The organism is Paracoccus sp. J56, from assembly GCF_019633685.1.
Taxonomy (GTDB): Bacteria; Pseudomonadota; Alphaproteobacteria; order Rhodobacterales; family Rhodobacteraceae; genus Paracoccus; species Paracoccus kondratievae.
Genome location: NZ_JAFL01000032.1, coordinates 1 through 22,448, shown reverse-complemented (window position 1 = coordinate 22,448; position 22,448 = coordinate 1). Strand labels below are relative to the sequence as shown.

Annotated in this window: 19 protein-coding genes and 2 pseudogenes; 10 read left to right on the top strand and 11 right to left on the bottom strand. The window is 61.1% G+C overall.

Annotated features, from left to right (window positions below):
• Window positions 1-62: 62 nt before the first annotated feature.
• The 3 genes from M511_RS19320 to M511_RS16730 all read right to left on the bottom strand — a co-directional run bounded on the left by M511_RS19320 (window position 63) and on the right by M511_RS16730 (window position 3,755).
• Entirely contained in the window at window positions 63-995 is a 933-nt protein-coding gene (locus M511_RS19320; protein WP_085502850.1) for an AroM family protein, read from the bottom strand.
• A gap of 124 nt (window positions 996-1,119) precedes the next feature.
• A complete protein-coding gene (locus tag M511_RS16735) occupies window positions 1,120-2,682 on the bottom strand; it encodes a hydantoinase/oxoprolinase N-terminal domain-containing protein (RefSeq protein ID WP_085502848.1) in 1,563 nt (520 codons plus the stop codon).
• Window positions 2,679-3,755: a DUF917 domain-containing protein gene (locus M511_RS16730; RefSeq protein ID WP_085502846.1), complete on the bottom strand. Its 1,077-nt coding sequence runs from the start codon at window positions 3,753-3,755 to the stop codon at window positions 2,679-2,681. Before M511_RS16730 ends, M511_RS16735 begins: the two co-directional genes overlap by 4 nt.
• Window positions 3,756-4,033: 278 nt before the next feature.
• Here M511_RS16730 and M511_RS16725 point away from each other — a divergent pair, with 278 nt between their 5' ends.
• The 6 genes from M511_RS16725 (at window position 4,034) to M511_RS16700 (ending at window position 10,595) form a co-directional block, all read left to right on the top strand.
• Window positions 4,034-5,656, top strand: coding sequence for an ABC transporter substrate-binding protein (locus M511_RS16725; protein WP_085502843.1), 1,623 nt, complete (start codon window positions 4,034-4,036; stop codon window positions 5,654-5,656).
• 307 nt (window positions 5,657-5,963) lie between these two features.
• Window positions 5,964-6,977 (top strand): ABC transporter permease, encoded by a 1,014-nt coding sequence (locus M511_RS16720; protein ID WP_085502841.1) that lies wholly within the window; start codon window positions 5,964-5,966, stop codon window positions 6,975-6,977.
• Window positions 6,974-7,825 carry an ABC transporter permease gene (locus M511_RS16715; RefSeq protein ID WP_085502839.1) on the top strand — a complete coding sequence of 284 codons (852 nt, stop codon included), beginning with the start codon at window positions 6,974-6,976 and terminating at the stop codon, window positions 7,823-7,825. The genes M511_RS16720 and M511_RS16715 overlap by 4 nt, the downstream gene beginning before the upstream one ends.
• Before the next feature lie 3 nt (window positions 7,826-7,828).
• Window positions 7,829-8,794: an ABC transporter ATP-binding protein gene (locus tag M511_RS16710; protein ID WP_085502838.1), complete on the top strand. Its 966-nt coding sequence runs from the start codon at window positions 7,829-7,831 to the stop codon at window positions 8,792-8,794.
• The gene (locus M511_RS16705) at window positions 8,791-9,786 is read left to right on the top strand and encodes an oligopeptide/dipeptide ABC transporter ATP-binding protein (protein WP_085502836.1); all 996 of its coding nucleotides are present in this window, start codon (window positions 8,791-8,793) and stop codon (window positions 9,784-9,786) included. Before M511_RS16710 ends, M511_RS16705 begins: the two co-directional genes overlap by 4 nt.
• The gene (locus tag M511_RS16700) at window positions 9,783-10,595 is read left to right on the top strand and encodes a creatininase family protein (RefSeq protein ID WP_085502834.1); all 813 of its coding nucleotides are present in this window, start codon (window positions 9,783-9,785) and stop codon (window positions 10,593-10,595) included. The genes M511_RS16705 and M511_RS16700 overlap by 4 nt, the downstream gene beginning before the upstream one ends.
• Before the next feature lie 167 nt (window positions 10,596-10,762).
• On the opposite strand, the gene M511_RS16695 is transcribed toward M511_RS16700, so the two are convergent.
• The 5 genes and pseudogenes from M511_RS16695 to M511_RS16680 all read right to left on the bottom strand — a co-directional run bounded on the left by M511_RS16695 (window position 10,763) and on the right by M511_RS16680 (window position 13,167).
• Window positions 10,763-11,374, bottom strand: a complete 612-nt coding sequence (locus M511_RS16695; protein ID WP_139824618.1) for an IS5 family transposase — start codon at window positions 11,372-11,374, stop codon at window positions 10,763-10,765.
• A gap of 2 nt (window positions 11,375-11,376) precedes the next feature.
• Window positions 11,377-11,532, bottom strand: a pseudogene (locus M511_RS19700) (transposase); the annotation flags it as partial.
• A 125-nt stretch (window positions 11,533-11,657) separates the two neighbouring features.
• On the bottom strand, window positions 11,658-12,140 hold the full coding sequence (locus tag M511_RS16690; RefSeq protein ID WP_085502832.1) for a hypothetical protein: 483 nt from the start codon (window positions 12,138-12,140) through the stop codon (window positions 11,658-11,660).
• 64 nt (window positions 12,141-12,204) lie between these two features.
• Entirely contained in the window at window positions 12,205-12,498 is a 294-nt protein-coding gene (locus M511_RS16685) for a hypothetical protein (RefSeq protein WP_085502830.1), read from the bottom strand.
• A 3-nt stretch (window positions 12,499-12,501) separates the two neighbouring features.
• Window positions 12,502-13,167: a ParA family protein gene (locus M511_RS16680; RefSeq protein WP_085502828.1), complete on the bottom strand. Its 666-nt coding sequence runs from the start codon at window positions 13,165-13,167 to the stop codon at window positions 12,502-12,504.
• A gap of 178 nt (window positions 13,168-13,345) precedes the next feature.
• On the opposite strand from M511_RS16680, the gene M511_RS16675 reads away from it, so the two are divergent.
• Together M511_RS16675 and M511_RS16670 are read left to right on the top strand one after the other, a co-directional pair.
• On the top strand, window positions 13,346-13,663 hold the full coding sequence (locus M511_RS16675; protein ID WP_085502859.1) for a hypothetical protein: 318 nt from the start codon (window positions 13,346-13,348) through the stop codon (window positions 13,661-13,663).
• Between the two features lie 392 nt (window positions 13,664-14,055).
• Window positions 14,056-15,111 (top strand): replication initiator protein A, encoded by a 1,056-nt coding sequence (locus M511_RS16670; protein ID WP_085502826.1) that lies wholly within the window; start codon window positions 14,056-14,058, stop codon window positions 15,109-15,111.
• A gap of 32 nt (window positions 15,112-15,143) precedes the next feature.
• Here M511_RS16670 and M511_RS16665 read toward each other — a convergent pair whose 3' ends face one another.
• The gene (locus tag M511_RS16665; protein WP_085502824.1) at window positions 15,144-17,429 is read right to left on the bottom strand and encodes an AAA family ATPase; all 2,286 of its coding nucleotides are present in this window, start codon (window positions 17,427-17,429) and stop codon (window positions 15,144-15,146) included.
• Window positions 17,404-18,009 carry a recombinase family protein gene (locus M511_RS16660; RefSeq protein WP_085502822.1) on the bottom strand — a complete coding sequence of 202 codons (606 nt, stop codon included), beginning with the start codon at window positions 18,007-18,009 and terminating at the stop codon, window positions 17,404-17,406. The genes M511_RS16665 and M511_RS16660 overlap by 26 nt, the downstream gene beginning before the upstream one ends.
• A 211-nt stretch (window positions 18,010-18,220) precedes the next feature.
• Here M511_RS16660 and M511_RS19695 point away from each other — a divergent pair, with 211 nt between their 5' ends.
• Both M511_RS19695 and M511_RS16650 read left to right on the top strand, forming a co-directional pair.
• Complete coding sequence (locus M511_RS19695) at window positions 18,221-18,418, top strand: ribbon-helix-helix domain-containing protein (protein ID WP_085502820.1); 198 nt, start codon at window positions 18,221-18,223, stop codon at window positions 18,416-18,418.
• A complete protein-coding gene (locus M511_RS16650) occupies window positions 18,415-21,597 on the top strand; it encodes an Eco57I restriction-modification methylase domain-containing protein (protein WP_221397288.1) in 3,183 nt (1,060 codons plus the stop codon). The genes M511_RS19695 and M511_RS16650 overlap by 4 nt, the downstream gene beginning before the upstream one ends.
• 174 nt (window positions 21,598-21,771) lie before the next feature.
• On the opposite strand, the pseudogene M511_RS16645 reads toward M511_RS16650, so the two are convergent.
• Window positions 21,772-22,353 (bottom strand): annotated as a pseudogene (locus M511_RS16645) (transposase); the annotation flags it as partial.
• Between the last annotated feature and the right edge of the window lie 95 nt (window positions 22,354-22,448).

The following is a 22,448-nucleotide window of genomic DNA, read 5'->3' as shown; positions in this document are numbered from 1 at the left end:
ATGCGACACCTGTTTCACGCAATTCCGGACGGGAAACCGGTTTCCGCTTTGCTCGACTTGATCTAACGAGGGCTCTCGATCATCGCCCGGCGGATGAGCTGCATGGCGGTCGTCGCGTTGTATTTGGCCATCGCCCTGGAGCGGTGGATCTCCACGGTGCGATGGCTGATCCCCAGCTTCTTGGCGATTTCCTTGTTAGGATGGCCTTCAAGGACAAGCGAGAGCACCTCCGCCTCACGACCTGTCAAAGGCTCCTCGGGCGGGGGGAGGCGCTTGAGGAGGTCGAGCTCGCCCGCCTCGACCAGCCCATGCTCGACGGCGCCAGCGGCCTCGCGGAGGCGCAGATGCAGCGCGCCGGCGATCACGCGCCGCGCCGTCACCACGGGCTTGTGCGACTCCCGCGCGAGTTGCTCGGCCATTTCGTTCGTGTAGCCGACGGAGTGCATCAGGATGAAATCAACGCTCTGAAGAAGCATTGCGGTCTCGTCGATCCGACTCGCTTCCCCGGAATAGGCAACGGTCTGGTAATTTTGGATCAGAATTCCATAGTTCTGCAGCGTAACCGGATCGGAGGCCTGCTTGCGCAGCGGAAAGACGACGCCGAGCTGGGCCGTGCCCATAACGAAGGAGGTGATCCACTCGTCGACGGCGAACTGGCCGTGGACCAGCGGCGTGACGGTATCGAAGCTCCGAAAGATGCCGCTTGCCAGCAGGACGAGAAAGTCATGCCCGCGCCGATCGACATGCGCGATCACACTCTCGAGCCGCTTATGTATGAAGCTCGATGAGACGACGATCTCCTTGCCATCGGCAAGCTTCGTCACAAGGGGCGTATCCCTTGCGGAATGCAGCGCCTCAATCTCCTCGCGGGCTATGCCGTCCAGCGCGCCGATCTCCGCGTAGTCGATCGGTTCCCTGATATGTTCCAGCACTTCCGAGATGAGTTCCGGACGCGGGGATTGACCCAGGGTAATGAAGCACACCCGTTTCCTCATGCCCGTTCCCGCACGACATATCACCCCCCAAGCTCCATCAGGCCTCCTGCTCCCCCCGTCACTCCTGGAAGCAGTACAGGAATTGCTCGGGTTTCGTCTATAATGTCGTGCGCGCCAGGTCCTACTATTCGGCAGCTTTCAGCATTCCGCTCCGGCGCCTGATTTCGCCTGCAACGCGGACGCGAACGCGACGCGCATTGCCTGGAAGATAGGCAAGGGGAATATCGTCGATCTCGATGACTTTGAGGGTATCGCCATCGGCACCGCTCGCCACGGCCCTCTCGCGCGCTAGCGCTTCGGCATCGGCCATGGCCAACTCCCGGTCAATATCAGCCACGACACGATCCACTTCTCCGGAAACGAGTGCGGAGGCGGCGCCGATCGCATTGGCGACATTGCCGGGGCCGGGCCGGAGGACTTCGCTCACACCGTCCATTTTCGAGGGTACTAGGAAGGCGCCGCCGCCGACGGCGATCAGCGGCACCGGGTCGGGTGACGTCTTCATCCGGTCGACCGCATCTTCAAGCCGCCGCCGGATCGATTCCAGGACACCCGTGACCGTGGAGCGATCGAGATGAGCGATCCGCTCCTTCTCTCCCAGTTCGACGAGGCCTGCGGCAACGCCAATATCTGTTAGCGTCAAGGTGCTGCCGCCGAAAACCAGAGCCTCCTCCGCCAAACGGAAACCAACGCTCCGTGGACCTGCGACTCGGGTCTTTTCGGAAACGATGGAGCCGCCACCAATGCCGAGCGATACGAGGTCCGGCATCTGAAAGAGCGTGCGCACCCCGCCGATGTGGACGATATTGTTCGCCTCGCGCGGAAAGCCGTTAACCAGATAACCGATATCGCTCGTCGTTCCCCCCACATCGACGACCACGGCATTTTCTATGCCTGAAAGGAAGGCGGCGCCTCGCATGGAGTTGGTCGGCCCCGAGGCAAAGCTGAAAACCGGGAAGCGGGCCGCCTGCTCGGCGAGCATGACGGTCCCGTCGTTCTGGGTGAGATAGAAGGGCGCCGTCAGGCCACTCTGCTCCAGCGCCTGGCGGAAGGCGGCCACCGTGGACCGGCCGTGAGCCACCAGGCTTGCGTTGAGCAAGGTCACGTTCTCCCGCTCCAGGAGGCCGATGCGCCCGACCTCGTGTGAACAGGTGACGATCATCTCGGGGCAGACATCCTGCACGATCTCGCGCGCCCGCACCTCGACCTCGTTCGATAGGGGAGAAAAGACTGCGGTGATGCCGATCGACCCAATTCCCGTATCTTGCATTCTGCGCACGGCGTCACGCACGGCCGTTTCATCAAGATCGACGATGGACCGCCCGTCATACTCATGACCGCCGGCGACCATGACACTGACTGGATCGACGGCGGCGCGCAGATCCTCCGGCCAGTCCACCGTCGGTTCCAGTGAAGCACATGAGGGCAGGCAGATCCTCAGCGCTCCAACGCGCATCAGATTTCTGCGCTCGACCACCGCATTGGTGAAATGGGTGGTGCCGATCATTACCGCGTCGACTGCATCGGCCGCTTCGCCCGCCGAGGATTTCAGTCGGGCGATACCCGCGGCCACCCCCGACAAGACGTCCCGGGTCGTGGGCGTTTTAACCGCGGCGACGACCTTGTTGCCGTCGAGAAGCACGGTATCCGTGTTCGTCCCACCGACGTCGATTCCTATGCGCTTCATTGTTGAAAGACCGATCTGAATTCCAGCTTATGACCAAAGGCGCGCGGGCCAACATGCTCAAGGCCCTTCGGCGTGGTCAGGACGGGAGCGGCCGGCAGGGCGATCACGGACACGCGTTGGCCGTAGCGCAGCGTTTCCGTGCCGATTGCCTCGCCACTCGCGCTATCGACCACGCAGATGAGATCAGGCGTGGTGACCACCGGGGCGCCGCCACGCGACGCGATGATATATTCGTTCTGGAAGTCGATCGTGAGCTGCTCGCCCCGGTCTTGGTCGAGACCGGCGATGACGGCGTGCCCGCGCAGGAAGCCCTCGGTGGTCCGCCGCTCGACATCCCACACCTTGCCGGAGAAGATAAACTTGCCGCCTTCGAGTTCGAGGATGGCGCGGACGGGATCGCGATGCTCCCGCCGTGCCGCGCTTACCGTGCGGCCCAGTTTCACGGCCTTCGTCACCGTGCCGTGGATCGCGTGGTCCTTCACCTCGCGGCCCGTGCGCGGGGCCTTGCAGGTCGCCGCCACGGACCCGACCTCGACGCAGATCTTGCGCGAGATGCGCTCCATCCATTTCCAGGAGGCCGCCCGCGTGATCACCACGGCATTGTCTCGGATGTCGCTCAGCGAAAGCGGGAACATCTGCAGGTCTGCGATGGCGAAGCTCGTCATCTGCGCCTCCGGAAAGGCGCGGCCCATTGCATCCGCATCGACCACCGGCAGATCCATCAACGCCGCTGCCAGAAAGGGCTGCAGGGCGTTTCCGCCGCCGATCTCCAGCGGCATGATCGCCTGGAACGGGCGGCCAAGATACTCTTCCATGAGGCGGACGGCGCGCACCAGTATCTCTGGATCGGTCAAGCGCTCCAGCCCGACCATGGGCGCCCCCATCGCGGATACGACCGCCACCGCATCGTCATCTCCCAGCTCGTCCGGCGCAATCAGGTCGACCCGGCGCCCGGCCCGATAAAGCTGGCGCAGGTTAAGGTAGCCATGGTAGGGACTACCGCCACCGCCGGTTCCAAGAATCCACGCCCCCGTTGCGAGCGGTTCGATTTCTTCTTCCAAGAATGGACGCATCTTCTCCTCATGCCCGCCCGGAAAATCCCGTCGCGCGCCGCAGACAATAGGGGGCCGATATCCAGGCGAACAGTAAGTGCTGGCACGTATTCTATGCTTCCTGGCGGCTTGGTAAGCTCACCTGATCGAGAGGCGCGTTCCGGGGGCGCGTTCCGGGAAAGACGCGCGAATAAGCCATAAAGCGGCAGCCTGGAAGCGGTGTTGCGCCCTCGTGCGGCGTTCGCTTCCCAGCCATGCCGGGCATAGTCGGCTTCGGCCATTTGCAAAGGGGAACTGGGATGTCGAGTTTTATGCTTACGCGCAGGCAACTTCTGGCCGGGACGGCATCGGCCGGCATAGCGTTCGGCCTCGGGCCGACAACTCCTTTCGCGACTGCTGCCGATAAGCGGACGCTGCGTCTGGCCGACGGCAATATCGGTCAGGCCGATCCGCACAAGCCCGTGGACTTTCCGGGCTCGATCCTCATGTTCAATCTTTACGACTTCCTGGTGCGTCCAGCGCCCGGTGGAGAGCTCGAGCCTTCCGTGGCGGAATCCTGGGAGATTTCCGAGGACGGCAAGACCTACACCTTCACCATTCGCGACGGCATCAAGTTCCATGACGGTTCACCGCTGACGGCCGAGGATGTAGTCTTCTCCGCCAACCGCATGCTCACAATGAAGCGGGGCTTCTCGTTCCTCTTTGCCGCTGTCGACAAAGCGGAGCAGGACGGCAACAAGGTTGTCTTCCGGCTGCGCGAGCCGTTCTCGCCTTTCCTTGCGGCGCTGGTGCGTCTTGCCATAGTCAACAAGAAACTTGTGACGGCCAATCTGAAGGACGGCGAATTCGGGGAGTTCGGTGACTACGGCGAGGCATTCCTGAGCAGCAACGACGCCGGCAGCGGACCATACAAAATCGCCAGGCATGATTCCCAGAACGAAACGGTGATGGAGATCAATCCCGATTATTTCGCGGGCTTTGCGCCCAATCCTCCCGAAGTGGTGCGCTCGAAATTCGGCGTCGAGGCCGTGACCGTGCGCCAGCTCATGCCGCGAGGCGAGATCGACCTTACGCGCCTGCCGCTGCCGCTGGAGATCGTCACGGCGCTCTCCCGGTCGGACGGCATCGCCATCGGCCAAGACCGCAAGCCCACCATCTTTCATTTCAAGATGAACACGCAGAAGGCGCCGCTCGATGACGTGAACGTCAGAAAAGCGATCGCGCTCGCCTTCGACTACGACCAGCTTTACGCGCTGCTTGACGTGGCGGGCCAGCAGCAGGGGACGCCGATCCGCGGGCCGATTCCGGCGGACGTCATGGGTTACGATCCCGACGTCCCGCTGATCAAGCGCGACGTGGAGGCGGCAAGGGCCGCACTCGCCGAGTCCAAATATGCCGATCGGCCCTTGGAGCTCGATCTTGTTTGGTTCAAGTCGGTAGCACTGCAGGAGAAATTCGCGCTCCTGCTGCAGGCCAATCTGGCCGAGCTCGGAATCAAGGTGAATATCACCTCTGCGCCGTGGCCTCAGATCGTGGAGATGGCCACCAGTCCCGAAGCGTCGCCCCACCTTGCCTGTGTGGCAACCTCTCTTTCGACCACGGACGTGGACTCCATGTTGTGGGCGGAGTATCACAGCTCGGCGGCAGGCACCTATCTTTCGATGCACTGGCTGCAAAAACCGGAAATCGATGCCGCGCTCGAAAAGGGCCGCCAAACCACCGATCGCGCGGCGCGCCACGAGCTTTACAAGGAGCTGGCGCGCGTGATCGCGGACGAGTACCCGTCGGTCTTCCTGTACCAGGCCATCGATCTCGTGGCGTTCCGGGAGAGCTTGCACGTGCCGGGCTTCGCAGACCCGAAGCAATCCATCCCGATCATGGCCGGCAACTACCGGTACGACAGGATGACAATGGATGTTTGACCAGCAGCGGGCAGGCATGGAATCTCCTTGCCTGTTCCGGCACGGCAAATCCGTTTTGGCGCGGCTCGGCTAGCGCTCCGGCGAAAGCCGGAGCCACGCGGGCATTTCGATCGGAATGTCCGAACCGCCATCTCCAACATATGAGCGACTGGTCAGGGAAATTGACGTCATTAAAGCAGAATTCGATCGGGGAAGCCGAGGCGCGGCGCATTTCGCCTCCAGGTTCCCGGGATAGCTTCGAATCAAAGCAGCGCAAGACCGATCCTGGCGTAGCCTCGCCCTACCCGGTGGAAAAAGGGGGCACGGGATGACGCGCTTTCTTTTCAGCCGGCTGGTGAGCGGCGTGATCGTCGTCATCGGCGTTTCCGTACTGATGTTCCTTCTCGCGCGTGTCGTTCCCGGCGACCCGGCGCGCCTTGCGCTGGGTCCGGAGGCGAGCGCTGAACAGGTGGAGGCCATGCGCCAGCAGATGGGCTTCGACAGGCCCATCGCCGAGCAGTACATACGCTTTATGAAGGGCGCGCTGAACTTCGATTTCGGCAGGTCGCTCTACACTGATAATCCCGTTTCGCAGGACGTTGCCGCCACCTTCCCCGCCACGCTGGAGCTGGTTATTTTCGCCGGCGTTGCCATGACGGTGATCGGCGGCGCGATGGGAATTGCCAGCGCCCACTTCAAGGATCGCTGGCCGGACAACGCGGCGCGCATCCTCTCTCTGTTGGCCGTGGCGCTGCCCAATTTCGTCTGGGCCCTTTTCCTGATGCTGCTTCTTTCCTTCTGGCTTGGTCTCCTGCCGCTCACGGGCAGACTGTCGGAAAGCCTGGCGGCGCCCCCGGCCGTCACTGGTCTTTATACGATCGATGCCCTGATAGCGGGCCAATGGCAGGTCTTCCGTGACGCGCTTGCTCATATCGTGCTGCCGGCAGTGGCCCTTTCGCTGCCCGGCCTGGCCCAGATCTCGCGCCTCACCCGCACCAACATGGTCGATAGCTATGATCGGCCCTTTGTCGAGTTCGCGCGGGCTTACGGATTGGCGGAAAGCTCGATAGCGCTCAAATGGGCGCTGCGGCCGGCCATCATCCCGACCTTGATGATCCTGGGCATGCAGATCGTCGCGCTGCTCGGCAATGCCTTCATCGTCGAGACGATCTTCCATTGGCCCGGAATGGCGAAATACGGCGTCAATGCCATCATGCGCAAGGATCTTAACGCGGTGATCGCCGTGGTCATGCTGATTTCGGTCTTCTTCGTGCTGATCAATATGATCATCGACACGATCGTCTCCTTTATCGACCCCAAGATCAGGTTGAAGGCCTCATGAGCAAGGCTAATCCCAGATGGCGCGGATGGCGCCGCTTCGCCCGCAACCGCTTGTCAGTGTTCGGGGCGGCGCTCATCGCGCTCGTGCTATTTTGCGCCCTCTTCGCTCCCTATGTGGCGCCCTACCCAGAGCATGCCGGCGTGGTGGTGAATTTCGCCGACGCAAACAAGCCGCCGAGCGCGAAGTACTGGCTTGGCACGGACAGCGTGGGCCGGGACGTGCTGAGCCGCATTATCTTCGGCTTCCGCAACTCTCTCATGCTTGGAGCGGTCGTGGTATCCTTGGCAATTTCCATCGGCACCGTCGTCGGGCTCATTGCAGCCTATCTCGGCGGCAGGGTGGAGAGCGTCCTGATGCGTGTCACCGACATCTTCCTCGCCATCCCCTCGCTGGTGCTGGCCATGGCCATCCTGGGCATCTCCCAGCCCTCGCAGATGCTGGCAATGATCGCCATGGCAGTCGCCTGGTGGCCCTGGCACGCGCGGCTGGTCTACGGCATCGTCCGCTCCCTGAAGCACGAGGGCTTCGTGACCGCTGCCGAAGTTGTCGGTGCCTCGCCCCTGAGGGTGATGTTCGGCGAGCTCCTGCCGAACTGTGCGCCCAACCTGCTTACCAAGGCGAGCCTGGACATGGGCTTCGTGATCCTGCTCGGGGCCAGCCTCAGCTTTCTCGGCATGGGCGCCCCGCCGCCCACTCCGGACCTTGGCACCATGGTATCGGAAGGCTCCCAATACCTTCCCGACCTATGGTGGCTTTCCATCACTGCGGGTCTCGCGATCTTCGTGATCGTCCTCGGCTTCAACCTGGTCGCGGACGGCCTGCGCGATCTCTTCGACATCGTTGGATAAGACATGGAAGATCTCCTGCGGATAGACGGCCTGAAACTGACCTTCGAGACCCATGACGGTCCGGTCAGCGTCCTGCGTGGCGTCGATCTGACGGTCGGAACGGGCGAGCGCGTGGCACTGGTTGGCGAATCCGGCAGTGGAAAATCCGTAACCGCACGCGCGATCATGGGGCTGTTGCCGCAGCGGCGCGTCCGCATCGGCGGCAACCTGCATTTCGACGGCTCCGACGTCCTCAAGGAATCTGCCGCCCGCGCCAAAGCTCGCCGGGGGCGCGATATCACCATGATCTTTCAGGACCCGATGGCGGCTCTCAACCCGGTCTTCACCATCCGGCAACAATTCGCCGCCGTTCTGACGCGTCTTGACCGACCGCTCTGCGCCGCCGAGGCGGAAGACAGCATGCGCACGGCCCTGCGGGACGTCTCCATCGCGGACCCCGAACGCGTTCTGGACAGCTACAGCTTCCAACTGAGCGGCGGCCTCAACCAGCGTGTCATGATCGCCATGGCCCTGGTGAGCCGGCCGAAGCTGTTGATCGCCGATGAGCCGGGCACCGCCCTGGATGTGACCGTGCAACAACAGACGCTGCACATCATGGGCAATCTCTCCCGCTCATACGGCACGGCCATTCTGTTCATCTCGCACAATCTTGGCGTGGTGCGGAAATTCGCGGACCGGGTTTGCGTGATGTATGCGGGGCGCATCGTGGAAGAAGCGCCGACGGACGTGCTCTTCTCCGATCCGCGCCACCCCTACACGCGCGCGTTGCTTGCCTCTGTCCCGCGGCTCTCCTCAGACCGGCTGCCCGAGCCGATCGGCGGGTCGGTTCCCGACCTCGCCGCGCTGGCGGACGGATGTCCGTTCGAACCCCGCTGCCCAAGCGCAAGGCCGGAGTGCCGGGGATCGGTCCCGGTGCACAGATTCGACAGACGCAGCATCACCTGTATCCAGGAGGTGGCACCCGCATGAAAAAGCCGCTTCTTGAGATACGCGGAGCCGTCAAAACGTTCCAGGTGGGCCGCGCCGAGGTGAAAGCGCTCAAGGGCGTGGACCTTGCAGTGTACCGAGGCGAGACGGTTGCGATCGTGGGAGAGTCGGGCTCGGGAAAGACGACCCTCGCAAACCTCGTTCTCGGTATCGAAAAGCCCACGGCAGGCGAGATCATGCTGAGCGGCAGGACGCTGCCGCCCAAGCGCACCAAGGCCGATCGCAGGCATATCGGTCTCGTGCAGCAGAATCCCTATTCCACGCTCAATCCCCGCAAGTCGATCGGCCAGGCGATCGGCCTGCCCCTGTCGGTCCATCGCCTGTGCAGGAGATCCGAGCGACGTGAGCGCATCGGCGCCCTTCTGGAAAAGGTCGGGCTTCATCGCGACCTGCAGGACCGGCGGCCGCTTGCCCTCTCGGGAGGTCAGCGCCAGCGCGTCGCCATTGCGCGGGCGCTGTCGACCAGCCCCGAACTTCTGGTGCTTGACGAGCCGACCTCTTCTCTCGACGTTTCGGTGCAGGCGCACACACTAAGGCTGCTGAGAGACCTCCAGGAAGAACTTGGCCTCACCTACCTCTTCATCACCCATGACCTGAGCGTCGTGCGCGTGCTGGCAAGCCGCGTGATTGTCATGTACCGCGGCTCGGTCGTCGAGGAAGGCACGGTCGAGGAGGTCTTCTTCCGGCCACGACACCGCTACACGCAACAGCTTCTGGCCTCGATTCCAACGGTCTCTGAGGACGACGACCATGTGAAGCCGGAATGGCCGTGGGACGCCGACACGGTGAGCACGGAAGCGGCCGTTACAGGGTGCTCCTTCCGCCCGCGATGCCCCTTCGCGATCGCCGACTGCGCCAGGAAGGCGCCCGAGCTTGCAGGGCCGAAGGAACACCGGCACGCCTGCCTCAACCCCAGCAGCTCCTCGACCAAGGAGCGCCTCCCCTCAGGAATAGAACTGGTGCCTGGCCAATGAAGAAGCACTTGTTGAAAGAAATGACCTTCGTGGAATTCCGCGAGCGGATGGCGGAGGACCCGGTCATCATTATCCCGCTGGGGAGCCAGGAAGAACAGGGCCCCCACGCGCCGATGGGCGACTACATGCTTTCCGAAATTCTCGCTGCTTCCGTGGCCGAACGGGCCAATGCCATCGCCGCCCCGACCATTCCCTTTGGCTATGCGGATGTATTCCGCAGCGTGCCTGGCGGCATCCAGCTCCGCGCCTCCACCTTTTGCGCGGTGCTCGAGGACGCGGTTGCTGCATTCCTGGACCATGGATTGCGGCGCATCGTTCTCTTCAATGGTCACACCGGCAATGCGGGCCTAATCGACCAAACGGTGCGGGAGCTAAAGAGCCGCACGGGCATCGTCATTCCTTCCATCAATATCTGGAAGGCCATACCGCATGCGCTCTGGGTGCAACTTCACGGCGAGCTGGCGGAGCGCGCGGGAGGACACGGCGCCGACCCGATCACATCCGTCTACTGGCACTATTTTCCCGAGTTGATGCGGGCGGACCTGCAGGCCACGAGCGAAGCGGCGCAGGCCTTCGGTCTTGAGACCGTCGGCCTGTCGTCCGTTTCGTTCGAGGGCTGCGATATCGCGGTTCCGCTCGATGCGATGGATGTAAATCCGCACGGCCTGATTGGCGGGAATTCCCGGCTGTCGAATGCGGAAATCGGCGCAGCCTTTGCCGAGCACATCATTTCTTTTGCCGCGAATTTCGTGTCGCATTTCCGTCGCTGCGACCCGACATCCTTCCTATCTCCCCCCATACGAGCTTAGTTTCACAAAGCCCGGCTTTATCCCTGATACTGACGATGCGCAGCCGATGGAGCAAGATGAAGCCGGCGCATCGACTGGGAATCATCATTTTGATTCTACAATGCCGATGCCATCCGCGAAGAAATTGCTGACTCCGGCGACAATCAAGTACCCTTTGTCCCGAAAATCTAGGCCGTGTGGACGGATTTGGCCAAGATGAAGCCTGCGACGAGCGCGACGAAGGAAGCAAAGTTTCGCTTTGTCTTCTCGCAGCGTAGGGCGATGCGCTTGAAGCGTTTGAGCTTGCCGACGGTCTGCTCGATGCGGGCACGCCCCCGGTAGAGCGCTCTGGCGAAGAAGGCGGGCCCGTCCTTCTCGTTCGCCTTGGGCGGGATGACGGGAATGATGCCGCGATCGCGTGCGGCTTGGCGGTTGGTCTTGCTGGCGTAGCCTTTGTCGCCGACGGCCGCGCGTGGATCGATGTCGGGGCCGAGCCCGAGCAGGACGGGAAAGTGCGGCGCATCGGCTTTCTCGCCGCCGGTCAGGTCGAAGGCGATCGGATGACCGTCGAAGTTAGTCTTCAGATGGATCTTGGTCGAAAAGCCGCCGCGCGAACGGCCGAGTGCCTGGCCTTTTTGCCCCCTTTTGCGCCCGCCGCCGAGACATGGGCGCGCACGATGGTGCTGTCGAACATCTGCACCAGATGGGCGGAGGCCGACAGCGAGGCGAGATGGTCGAAGAAGATCTCGAACACGCCCGCCTTGCTCAATCGATCGAACCGCTTCCACACGCTGTTCCATTTACCGAAGCGCTCCGGCAGCGCCCGCCAGCTAATGTTATGGACCGAGAAATAGTGCAGAGCCTCCAGGAACAACCGGTCATCCCGCCCCTTGGCGCCGCGCCGCGGCAGCGAGGCGCGAAAGACCTCCAGCACCACCGCCCAATCCGCTTCCGTCATCTTCGTGGACATGCCGACCTCCAGAATCAGTCGGCAATCCATGAATCACACTGGATTCCTTCGTGGAATCCTCAGGCCAATACCTGAGTCAATTCGTCCACACGGCCTAGGGTGTCATTTCGCCCTCAGCCGGAACCGACCCCTTCTGCGGCCTCCCGAGGCCCGGAGGGGGCCATTTGATCGGGCAAGGTGAACTCGGGGTGCCCTGCCTCGGTGCAAAGGCGGTTCCAGAGGCGGGCAAAATGCGGGTGGCTGATGGGGTCTGCCGTCAGGCCATGCAGGTGGTTTTCAAGGATGTTGAGCACGATCCGCTCTAGGATTGCGCGCACGTCCGCCGGCGAGCGGCCCGCAGCACGCGCATCGAGCCGCTCGACATACGCAAGCAACCGCGTCAGTCCCGAAGGCAAATAGACTGTGTGCGCCTCGATGGCCTGACCATCGGCCTGGGCGGCCGCAATCTCGGCGTCGAGCGCTTGAATGTCCGGATGATCGAGAAAAGCGCGGCGAAGCGCCTCATAGGCGGGGTCGCTGTGATCCGGGGCGGAAGCCCCCTGCCCTCTTTCCCAAGCGTCGATCGCCGCATCAATGTCGGGATCGTCAGGCGGCAATGACTTTGGCATCAGTCAGAATCCGAAGTTGTGCACAGGTGCACTAGTGCACGGTTGCAGCACCTTACCGGTCGCCGAACTTGCGGGCGGCCATTTCACGTTGGAAAAGCTCTTCCACGGCCTTCTTGATGAGCTGGGAATTGTCGAGATCAAGCCGGGCGCGCAAGATCGCAACTTGCTCCACGGTCTCGCGATCGAAGTAGCCGCCGATGTGCTTAAGCCCTGCCCTGCCCTTGGTGGGTTTTGCTTTTAGGCTGGAGGAAGGTTGCGCGGGTGTCGCTGCGGGTTCCGCTTGGGGAGCCACTGTCTCGACACCCATATTCTTCAGGAAGGCCGCGGCGGTGGGTTTCTTGGCCATAGCTTACCCCTTAATCCTTTTCTTTTTGTGCACAGGTGCACTTGTGCCCATTTGCAGCTGGGCACATACCCAATCCCAAAGTGCAGCGATTTCCTGCGCGGCTTTGCTGTCGGGCTCCATTTCCTGTGCGCTGAGTCCCTCGCGGCTCGCGTCGCGATGGACCTTGAAGCGGTGGATCACCGCCGGGGCCATGGCGAGCTTGAGTTTTTGGAAGATTTCGCGGGCGATTTCCTCTTCGGTGCGGCTGTTGGGCTGCGCGAGAGTCAGAACGGCGACGGCGGGCTTACCGGTCGTCCGGGCGAGCCGCTCTGTGCGCGGCAATTGTTCATAGGCTTCGATATCCGGCGAGCACGGCACAAGCACGAGGTCTGCGAACTCGACGGCCGCTGGCGCTTCGGTGCTTCGCGCGGGCGGTGTGTCGATTAGAACAAGGTCGCATCCGGCCTCTTCGGCCTGCTTCAACACCTTCGGGAGCTCGATTTCGGTCACAAACCGGACGAGGGGCAGCTCGGCGCTGCGGCGGCTTGCCCATTGGGAGGTGGATTGCTGAGCGTCCATGTCGAGCGCCAGCACATTGAGCCCCGATTCTGTGGCTGCAACGGCGAGAGATCGGGTGAGGGTGGACTTCCCGACGCCTCCTTTTTGCATGGCGATGGCTATTGTTTTCATTTGCACCTTTGCCCTTCTGCAACCCTGCACTTGTGCACAATTGCAATTAGGATCAATATCAAAGATGGGGAGTGTGCGTCAAGGATTTCGTGCAGACGTGCACTTGTGCACAACCGCACAGCTAGACGGAGGACGTGTGACGTGGGTCAATTGTGGGAAGGGCTTCATTGAGGCGGATGTGATCCGCTGGCGCGAGCCGATCTGGAAACCTCAGGCGCGCATGTCGAAGAAGCCTCCGACGATGCTGGGGTTTCGCACCATTACGGGCCAGGTGCTGAAGCTCGATCGCTATGGCTGGGCGCATATTCAGGTGGCGGCCTGTACGATCGAGCCGCTGCCGCGCTGTACGAGGCCCCTCTACCCTTTGGAGGTTGGCAAGCCGGTGCGACGGAAACGGGACAAGATAGGGCAGGGGCGGATCGAACGGCTGCTTTGGTCAGATGAGAGCGCCAGAGATGCTATTCTCGCCTCTAGGCGACCGCGTAAGGCTACGTGATGCCGTCTTCGTTTCTCTTCCTTGCCGAGCCCTTTACCTTTGCCGCTCGGGCCATCGCTGATGGCTGCGCGAGACCTCGCCGCAAGAGTTATCCACAGGTTGAGCCAGCGAAGAGGGTGTTAAATCTGTGTTAGAGTCTGAGTTAAGCGATTCCGGAAAAGTCTCAAGTTGCTGTTTTTGAAGCAGGAATCAACGTGCTCTCGTCATAATCGGTGGGTGAAACCCCGAACCGGGGTGGGCGAAACCCCGAATCTTGGTGTCTGAAACCCCGAATCCTGCGGCACGTGGGTAAAACCCCGAACCTCGCTTCCGACCGTCATGGTGCACGCTGTCTCTGGTGGGCGAAACCCCGAATATGTTGACACTGGTGGGCGAAACCCCGAATATGTCTCATGGTGTCTGAAACCCCGAATCTGCCTACAGCGCAAAACGCGCTTCTCCCGGATCGTCATCCGCAGCATGACCTGTTCATCTGCGACGTGGCGGATGCCGTGCTGAAGGACGTGATGCCGCAGATGGAGCACCCGTTCTACTCGCTGTCGAAGAAGCCGGAGACGAGCATCCGCCGCTACGAGCACAACGGTCAGTGGCTTCAGGTGACGCCAAGCGTCAAAGGGCTCGCGACGATCTATGACAAGGATATCTTGATCTACTGCATCTCGCAGATCATGGCGAAGCTGAAGAATGGCGAACAGGTCTCGAAGCGGGTCCGGATCAACACGCGCGATTTGCTGATCTTTGCCAATCGGGGGACGGCAGGGAAGGACTACACCGCACTTCAGGAAGCCTTGGAGCGCATACGTGGCACGACGATTTCGACGAATATTCGCACAGGCGACGAAGAGCAGACCGATACCTTCGGCCTGATCGATTCATCTTCGATCCGCCGGAAGCACGGTCTCGATGGCCGCTTGCTGTCCTGCGAGATCACGCTGTCGGATTGGGTGTTCAACGCGATCAGGCATAACGAGGTGCTGACCCTGCACCGAGATTACTTTCGGCTCCGCAAGCCCATCGAGCGGCGCATCTACGAGCTGGCGCGCAAGCATTGCGGCCAGCAAGCCTCCTGGAAGGTCTCGCTGGAAGTCCTGCTGAAGAAGTCCGGCTCGAAGTCGTCTGACAAGGAGTTCCGGCGCGCGGTGCGCTCTCTGGCGCACAGCGATCACCTGCCGGACTATCACGTCACCTTCGACGGCCAGCACGACATGGTGCTCTTTCAGAACCGGGGGACGATGAAGCCGGCGCTGCCCGAGGCGGAAGCCTGGACGGGGCACCTCGATGCAGACATTTACGGCGATGCGCGCAATGTCGCGCCGGGCTGGGATGTGCACTACCTCGAACAGGAATGGCGGAGATGGCTTGGCGATAACGAGATTGTGCCGAAGAACCCTGAGCGGCATTTCGTGAAGTTCTGCCAGAGCTGGTTTGAAAAACGCGGTCGCCCCTAAATTGTGCAAGCGTGCACTTGTGCACAATCCCGCTATGCCTGAAGTGCGTTCACAATCCGCAACGTCCTCCGCGTGAAGCCAGTTAGTTCCGTGGGGTCAACCTGGTCTGGCGTGGCGTCGGCCATATTTTCTCCGTGATGATACTGGCTCGTATAGCCGTTTATCTGGTCCAGCTCGTCATAGAGAGCTTGCGCGGGGTGGGTATCACCTCCCTCGCGTATCTTCCGCACCATGTCGCCCAACCAGTCATCGGCAAGGAAGCTGCCGGGATAGGTCGTGCGGCAATGCGTTTCCAGGACGACACGCATCTTGCGGATGATGTCGAGCAAGCCGCCCGCACCGGTCGTCAAAAAGGTTTGCAGGTCGTCAATGTCAGTGGCTGTCCGGCCCCGACAGGCCTGGTCCAAGTCCACCGGCATGATCTTTGAGCCTTGGGCACGGTGATCGGCAATAGTTAGCGCAACACGCTCGGCCGCCGGCGATTTATCCCAAACTTGCTTGAGAAAAGTGGCATCATGCGACAGCACGATGACCTGGGCACACTTACCGGCAACCTTCATAATCTCATGGACGGTTTGCCGGCGGCGGAAAGCGTCCTGACTATTAAAGGGATCGTCGAACACGACCAACTTTCCGGCCGCCGCCGGATCACGCTCCAAGTGCGCGAGGAAGAACGCAAGGGCGAGGGTGGTGCGGTCGCCGGCGCTAAGGGTGTTCTTGAAGCTCGGTCGATCTCCAGGCGTCTTGCTGTCGCCAAGGTCAACGGCCGTGTCGTTGATAACGAGCTGGTAGCTCGATGTGGCAACGCCCCCAGGATAGGCGTGTTTGGTCTCGGTGATAGTAAAGCCGGCGTTGAAAGCGACCAGATATTCATTGATGCGCCGCTCGTAGGGCTTCACCACAGTCTTTGTGTGCGCGTCGAGCTGCTTCCGGACCGCCTCCTTTCGCGCCTCGATGGCGTCCTTTTCGTCGGAGAGCTTCGTATAAGTGGCGCAAAGGTCGGACACGTCTGCACGGTGACGAGTCTGGATCGCCGTTAGGCGGGCCAGCTCGGCCTCGGCTACCTTAAGGTCACCGCCATCGGCGGCCGCCTTCTTTTCCGCTATGGCTACATTCGCCGCGCGGATCGCGGTATTTGCCCCCGCAACGGCAGTGACTGCGCTGTCATAGACGGCGCGCACGGCGTTAAAACCTTCATCCGGCATGATCGGTTCAAGCGGCGCGGTCGCCTTGCGGTCAAGAAGTCCGATCGCTGCGACGGCCAGCGCGCGGATCGCCTCAACGGCCTCGGTCGGCAATGTGAGGGCAGGGGCCTCAATCGCGCAGTATTTCTGCCAAAACTCGACGCCGCCCTTGTTCTGCTCCGCGACGGTGCCAAGCCGGGCCAAGGCGGCATCGCCCATGTCCCGCATGACAACCGCTTTCATGGCGGCGATCTCTCCGACCAGCGCCTTGTAGCGCTCGCTGAACACGGCCCGGAACGCAGCGATCAGCGGAAGCTCCCGAATGTCTTGCCCGCAGAAAGGACAGGTATCGTCAGCATGGCCAAGGCCATCCGCGATCCAGTTGCCGCCGCTGGCCGTCATGCCATGCGCGGCCAGGTGTTCCGACAATCTTTGCTCCGCGTCCTGTGCAACGTCGTCGATGGTGCGGGCCAACAGGTCGACGAAATCCTCTGGAAGCGCCGGAATGGTAAACTCCGACAGGGCAGGGCGAGCGCGCAGCGCCCCGGCCTGCCGCAGCGCGTCCACGTTGCGCGCCTGCGCCTCGATTTGCGCGGCAATGTCGGCTGTCTCCGGGAGAGCAATGAAGGCGTCCAGCTTCATGCCAACCGGTACATGCGGCTGAACCGCCTTGCTGGCCGTGCTGATCTCGCCAGTCTTGGCGCGGCTTTCAGCGGCCAAATCTGCATCCTGCGCCGCGAGCTTTACGCCGGCATCGCCCACAATGACGCGATAAAGGTTGCGCTTGTGCTCGATGTCAACGACTTCGCCGGAATGCACGTTCTCCGCGACGAACACGCCGTCGAAGATGGCGATTTCCGGCTTGGTCGCACTCCATGCCGTGCCGTCGAAGCGGGCTTGCCCGCCGTCCAGCAGCACCTCGATCGTCGGCGCGTCGGTAGCGCCAAGGGTCTTGCGTCCGAGAACATGGGCCGGATCGCCAGTTTGCAGGGAGCGCAGGACGGCGCAGAGCGTCGTTTTGCCGTAACCGTTCGCGCCGGCAATGAAGGTGTGCTTGGCGAGCTGCGGATTGCCAGGCGCGGCTGAATTACGGAACCGACCAACGTTCTTAATCGCAATGATCTTCTTGAGCATTACTCCCCCCTTGCTCCTCGATGCCGCCCCTCCCGCCCGGCAAATGCCGGTAAAGCGTCGCCGGCGAAACCTTCAACCTGCTGGCAACCTCGGCCACGGTGATTGCCGGATCGCGCAACATGGCCTTCGCCGCCGCCAAGTCTGAAGGCGAAAGGGCAGGGGGCCTGCCACCCTTGCGGCCGCGTTCACGCGCCGCTTTCAGCCCGGCGCGGGTACGTTCACGGATTACCGATCGTTCAAATTCTGCCAGTGCGCCGAAAATGTGGAAGATCAGCTTGCCTCCGGCGGTTGTCGTGTCGATTGCCTCTGTCAGCGATCGGAATCCGATCCCCTGGGATTCCAGGTGCGCCACGGTCTCGATCAGTTGCGGCAGAGAACGTGCCAGACGGTCAAGCTTCCAAACCACGAGGCTATCGCCCTGACGCATGTAGGAGAGCGCGGCTGCCAGCTCTGGCCGGTCTCGCTGCGCGCCGGATGCCTTCTCTGTGAAAACACGCTCGCATCCCGCTGCATTCAGCGCATCCAGCTGCAAAGCGGGATTCTGGTCCTGCGTGGAGACACGAGCATAGCCGACGAGCATAAAATCCTCTTGAAACTCATCTCACTATGACGGATATGAGAGTTCGGTTTCAAGAGATAGTTTTGAGGGGCTTCGCAGTCTCGGGCGGCGCTCTTTGGTTGCTCGCCGCGCACCTCGCAAAAACGGTCGTTTTCGAGAGCCTTGATCCCAACAGTCAGAACGGGAATCATGCACCTTGCAGCATGGTGCTGCACCATGCATCAAGGCCACCATGACATCCAAGAACCGTATAACTGTGAACCTCTCGGACGACGAGCATCTAGCGCTCGAAGCCCTGGCTGCGCGGTCGAAGGTGTCGAAGGCTTGGATTGCGCGCCATGCGATCTGTGAATTGCTTGAGCGGTCAGCCCGTGACGAGCTTCAGTTACCTCTGCCGCTTCTGGGTCAGAGGGGAGGGGGGAAGAAGTGAGCTTGCCGGATCAGAAATCGCCAGCAATGACCACGCTGTATGCGAATCTCAAAAAAGACCGGCCTGCCTGGGTCAATGAAGAAGAGCTGCGGAAAGGCTGGCTGAAGCACATCGAAAACGACTTGGGCATCACGTTTCATGCGGAGAGAGGCCGCAACGATGCCTCGTACAACCAAGTCATCATAGAATTTAAGGGGCCAGGGTTCTTCAAGGGAAGCACGAAAAGCGCCTCCTTTATTGAGGCCGTCCATGACCGTCTTTTCAAATATATAAAAGCTCGATCTAAGTCAGAAGGGATACCGGAAGAGGACTATATTGGCATCGCCATAGACGGCGATCATGTCTGCTTTGCCTTCATGAAGGCAGGTGCGATTACTCACCGCAATCTTCTGCCGTTCAACGAGGCTTCCGTTGATCTGGTCGCGCAGGCTTGCTTTGATTCAAAGCGCCGCGCTGTCACAGCGAGCAATCTGGTTGAGGACTTCGGCCACGAGGCGGAAATCGGCCATGCCATGATGGCAAGCCTGGTGCGCCAACTTGAGCGGCAGCTTACAGCGCCCGGCAACAACAAAATAAAGCTCCTGTTCGAGGAATGGCGGACTTTGTTTGGTCAGGTCGCCGATCTTTCGGCCGCGCAAGCCGCAGAGATTCGTCGGCATATTCCCTTCTCTCCTAAGCTCCCCGTGAGTGATACGGTCGCGGCCTCCTTGTTCGCGATCCACACTTACAACGCCTTCGTCATGAAGCTTCTCGCTGCGGAGATCGTGGCGCAGTACAACCTCACGGCCTATCCTGATTTCTGTGAGCATCTGCTTGGGCTTGATGACGACCAACTCTTGGACCTCCTAGATAAGGAAGTGGAGAGGGGTGCGTTCTTTGAAGCCGCGCGGATCGTGGGTTTCGTCGAAGAAGCAGTGTTCTCGTGGTACGTAGATCGGAGCATCCCTGCGGCCGATCGGGCCGCGACCTGCTCAGCTATCCGGCCGCTGTTAACGCAGCTCGCCCTTTACCGCATGGACGACCTCAGCGCGGCGCGCTCACACGATGTGCTGAAGTCCTTCTATCAGGCGTTGGTGCCAGAAACCCTCCGAAAGGCTCTCGGGGAGTTCTACACGCCGGACTGGCTGGCGGATGTTGCTTGCGATCGGGCTGAAGTTGCTGATTGGAGCGCAGTGCGGGTGCTCGACCCGACCTGCGGCTCAGGTTCCTTCTTGCTTGAGGTTATCCGGCGGAAAAGAGAACTCGCAGACCAAGCCGGGCTCTCGCCCGCCGATACGTTGACCCGCGTGCTAGATGAGGTGTGGGGATTTGACCTCAACCCCCTCGCTGTTCAGGCGGCGCGTACCAACTTCCTGATCGCCATTGCCGACTTGGTCGCGCTTGCGGGCATCGAAGTCGAGCTGCCGGTATTGTTAGCAGACGCCGTTTATTCGCCGGCTCACTCGCCTACGGCTGGACAGGAGTTTGTCGAATACGGGATCGGGAGCGCCCAGGCCGATCTCAACATCCTGCTGCCGGCGGCTCTCGCGTTTGATCGACGCCGGCTCGACGACGCCTTTTCGATCATGGCTGACGCTGTTCACGATGAACAGGAATACCCTGACGTAGAGCAGCTTCTCGTCGGAGAAGGGATCATATCGGCGAAAGAGGCGGAGGGGTGGCGCGACGCTCTCGGATCAACCTATGGGCAGGTTCTAGAACTTCACCGCAAGGCGTGGAACGGAATCTGGTTCCGCATCGTGCGTAATTTTTTCTGGTCAGCCGTTGCCGGGCAGTTTGATCTCGTGATCGGCAATCCGCCGTGGGTCCGATGGTCGAACCTGCCCGAACTCTATCGGCAGCGGATTAAGCCAACGTGCGAGCAATACACCATCTTCTCAGAAACCCCCTACCACGGGGGAAATGAGCTCGATATCTCCGGTATGATTACATACACCGTCGCAGACAAGTGGCTAAAGCCTGGGGGCGTTTTAACATTCGTAATCACGCAAACGCACTTCCAGTCTCCTTCGTCGCAGGGATTCCGAAGCTTCCGCATCAATGAAAGCTACAATCTCGTCCCGGAACGCATCGACGATCTGAAGAAGCTCAAGCCCTTCCCCAAGGTCGCCAACAAAACGGCGATCATGCGCTTGCGCAAAGTCGATCACACGAAAAGGGCGACCTTCCCCGTGCCATACACCATTTGGGAGAAGAATGCCGGGGAGTCCGCGGCGATCCCGGAGGGGCTAACAAAAACTGAGGTTCTGGCACGGGTTCAGCAACACGCATGGGAGGCGAACCCCGTTAACGGTGGAAATTCTCCGTGGGCAATTCTGCCGCCTGGCAGGTTTGCGGACATGGCAAGCTTGCAGGGACAGAGCGACTGGGTAAGCGGCCGGAAGGGTGTGACAGCCGACCTCAATGGCGTGTACATGGTCCGCATCGTCGATCAGAACGCTGCGACCGGCCTGGTCCAGGTCGAAACGCGGCCAGAGGCTGGAAAAACTGATATCGGACCGGCGCGACGCTTTTGGATCGAGCCTGATTTACTCTATCCGCTTCTGAAGGGAGCCAGTGATTTCTCCGCATGCGACGTGCATGTGAAGGATCAGCTCTATATCATGGTGCCCAATAAGGGCATCACTGGTGCTGAATACAAAGCGGCAGAGGCGATCGTATCCAAACTCAAGCAGACAAAGAAATTTCTAAGCCACTATAAGTCTCTTCTGGAGCGCAGATCGACCTACAGGCTTCGCCAGAAGGGCGCGCCATATTTTGCGGTGTACAACACCGGATCTTATACATTTTCTCCGTTTAAGGTTGTTTGGGCAGAACTATCGACCACCTTTGAAGCTGCGGTGTTCACTAGCTCCACCGTTCCCCTCATCGGGGCACGTCCTTATGTGCCGGATCACAAAGTATACTTTGCCGATTTTGACTCGGAGGATACTGCGTATTTCGTGTGTGGCATTCTTAATTCCACTCTTGTGAAGGAATACGTCGAGAGTCACACAATCCAGATTCAGGTGAGCAATATTTTTAAACACCTGAACATACCTCGCTATAATCCCAAGGATGCGGGGCACAAGCGACTCGCCGCCCTCGCCAAACGCGCCCATGCCGCGAAATCACAAAAAGTCCGTCAGGACTTGCTCGCCGAGATGGACGTCGCGGCGGAACAAATCCTGACGGCATGAGAACGGCCCTCCCCCTCTAGCCCGTCTTATTCATGAGGGCCGGTTGTTTCTGGCTGCTGAGCGGCGGCCATTGGAGGCCGTGGCGTCTGTTTCGCCGCTGGGCTTTGTCGGGACATGTGGAACGCGTTGGAGGTTGAAGGGGAGAGGGTTTGCGGGGCCTTTCCGCCCCGGCATTCACGGTCCGGCTGGCTGCAGCGTCGTCGCGATGGATCGGAACAGGTGGGCCTCGGGGCAGGGGGCGGCAAAGGCCAGGCGGACGCGCGAGACGGTTTCAATGACGCGGGTCCCAAGCTTGAGGAGCCGCAGCCGCAACGTTGCGAACTCGGCCCTGGCCAGCCGATGGGCTTTCGGCACCGCCTCGCGCAGTGTGAGCATCAGCCAATAGGCGGCGGTGTGCAGCACCAGACGAACCTGGTTGGCGACGGCCGAGCGGCAGGATGTGCGGTCGGAGGCAAGCTGGCTCTTGTGCATCTTGATCAGGTTTTCGGCCTGGCCACGCGCACAGTAGATGACGTCGTAGATGTGCTCGGCGGAACCGTTGCCAAGGTTGGTGACGACGAAGCGGATATCGAGGCCCATCGTGGTCGCCTCGATGCGGGCGCAGGCGCGGCGTTCGGCCTTCCAGGATTTTGCCTTGTAGCGGGTCTCGACATAGCCGCGCAGCACCGGCTTCTGCTCGAGCGCGCGGCGGGTCCGGATATCATCGGCGCTCTCGTCGAGGAGACGCGTCAGGACCTTGTTGCCGGGCAGCCCGAAGGGATCTGTTGCAAACTTTTCGGTAACTCAGTTCGGCGTACGCCTCCGGCACGCTCCGGGGGTGCAAGATGTTCAAAGGCCGCCATTTCGATCGC

Bases quoted from the DNA above. Each gene is read 5' to 3' on its own strand.
- M511_RS19320 (WP_085502850.1), bottom strand. From the start codon at position 995: ATGAGGAAACGGGTGTGCTTCATTACCCTGGGTCAATCCCCGCGTCCG.
- M511_RS16735 (WP_085502848.1), bottom strand. From the start codon at position 2,682: ATGAAGCGCATAGGAATCGACGTCGGTGGGACGAACACGGATACCGTG.
- M511_RS16730 (WP_085502846.1), bottom strand. From the start codon at position 3,755: ATGCGTCCATTCTTGGAAGAAGAAATCGAACCGCTCGCAACGGGGGCG.
- M511_RS16725 (WP_085502843.1), top strand. From the start codon at position 4,034: ATGTCGAGTTTTATGCTTACGCGCAGGCAACTTCTGGCCGGGACGGCA.
- M511_RS16720 (WP_085502841.1), top strand. From the start codon at position 5,964: ATGACGCGCTTTCTTTTCAGCCGGCTGGTGAGCGGCGTGATCGTCGTC.
- M511_RS16715 (WP_085502839.1), top strand. From the start codon at position 6,974: ATGAGCAAGGCTAATCCCAGATGGCGCGGATGGCGCCGCTTCGCCCGC.
- M511_RS16710 (WP_085502838.1), top strand. From the start codon at position 7,829: ATGGAAGATCTCCTGCGGATAGACGGCCTGAAACTGACCTTCGAGACC.
- M511_RS16705 (WP_085502836.1), top strand. From the start codon at position 8,791: ATGAAAAAGCCGCTTCTTGAGATACGCGGAGCCGTCAAAACGTTCCAG.
- M511_RS16700 (WP_085502834.1), top strand. From the start codon at position 9,783: ATGAAGAAGCACTTGTTGAAAGAAATGACCTTCGTGGAATTCCGCGAG.
- M511_RS16695 (WP_139824618.1), bottom strand. From the start codon at position 11,374: ATGGAACAGCGTGTGGAAGCGGTTCGATCGATTGAGCAAGGCGGGCGT.
- M511_RS16685 (WP_085502830.1), bottom strand. From the start codon at position 12,498: ATGGCCAAGAAACCCACCGCCGCGGCCTTCCTGAAGAATATGGGTGTC.
- M511_RS16680 (WP_085502828.1), bottom strand. From the start codon at position 13,167: ATGAAAACAATAGCCATCGCCATGCAAAAAGGAGGCGTCGGGAAGTCC.
- M511_RS16670 (WP_085502826.1), top strand. From the start codon at position 14,056: ATGGTGTCTGAAACCCCGAATCTGCCTACAGCGCAAAACGCGCTTCTC.
- M511_RS16665 (WP_085502824.1), bottom strand. From the start codon at position 17,429: ATGCTCAAGAAGATCATTGCGATTAAGAACGTTGGTCGGTTCCGTAAT.
- M511_RS16660 (WP_085502822.1), bottom strand. From the start codon at position 18,009: ATGCTCGTCGGCTATGCTCGTGTCTCCACGCAGGACCAGAATCCCGCT.
- M511_RS19695 (WP_085502820.1), top strand. From the start codon at position 18,221: ATGACATCCAAGAACCGTATAACTGTGAACCTCTCGGACGACGAGCAT.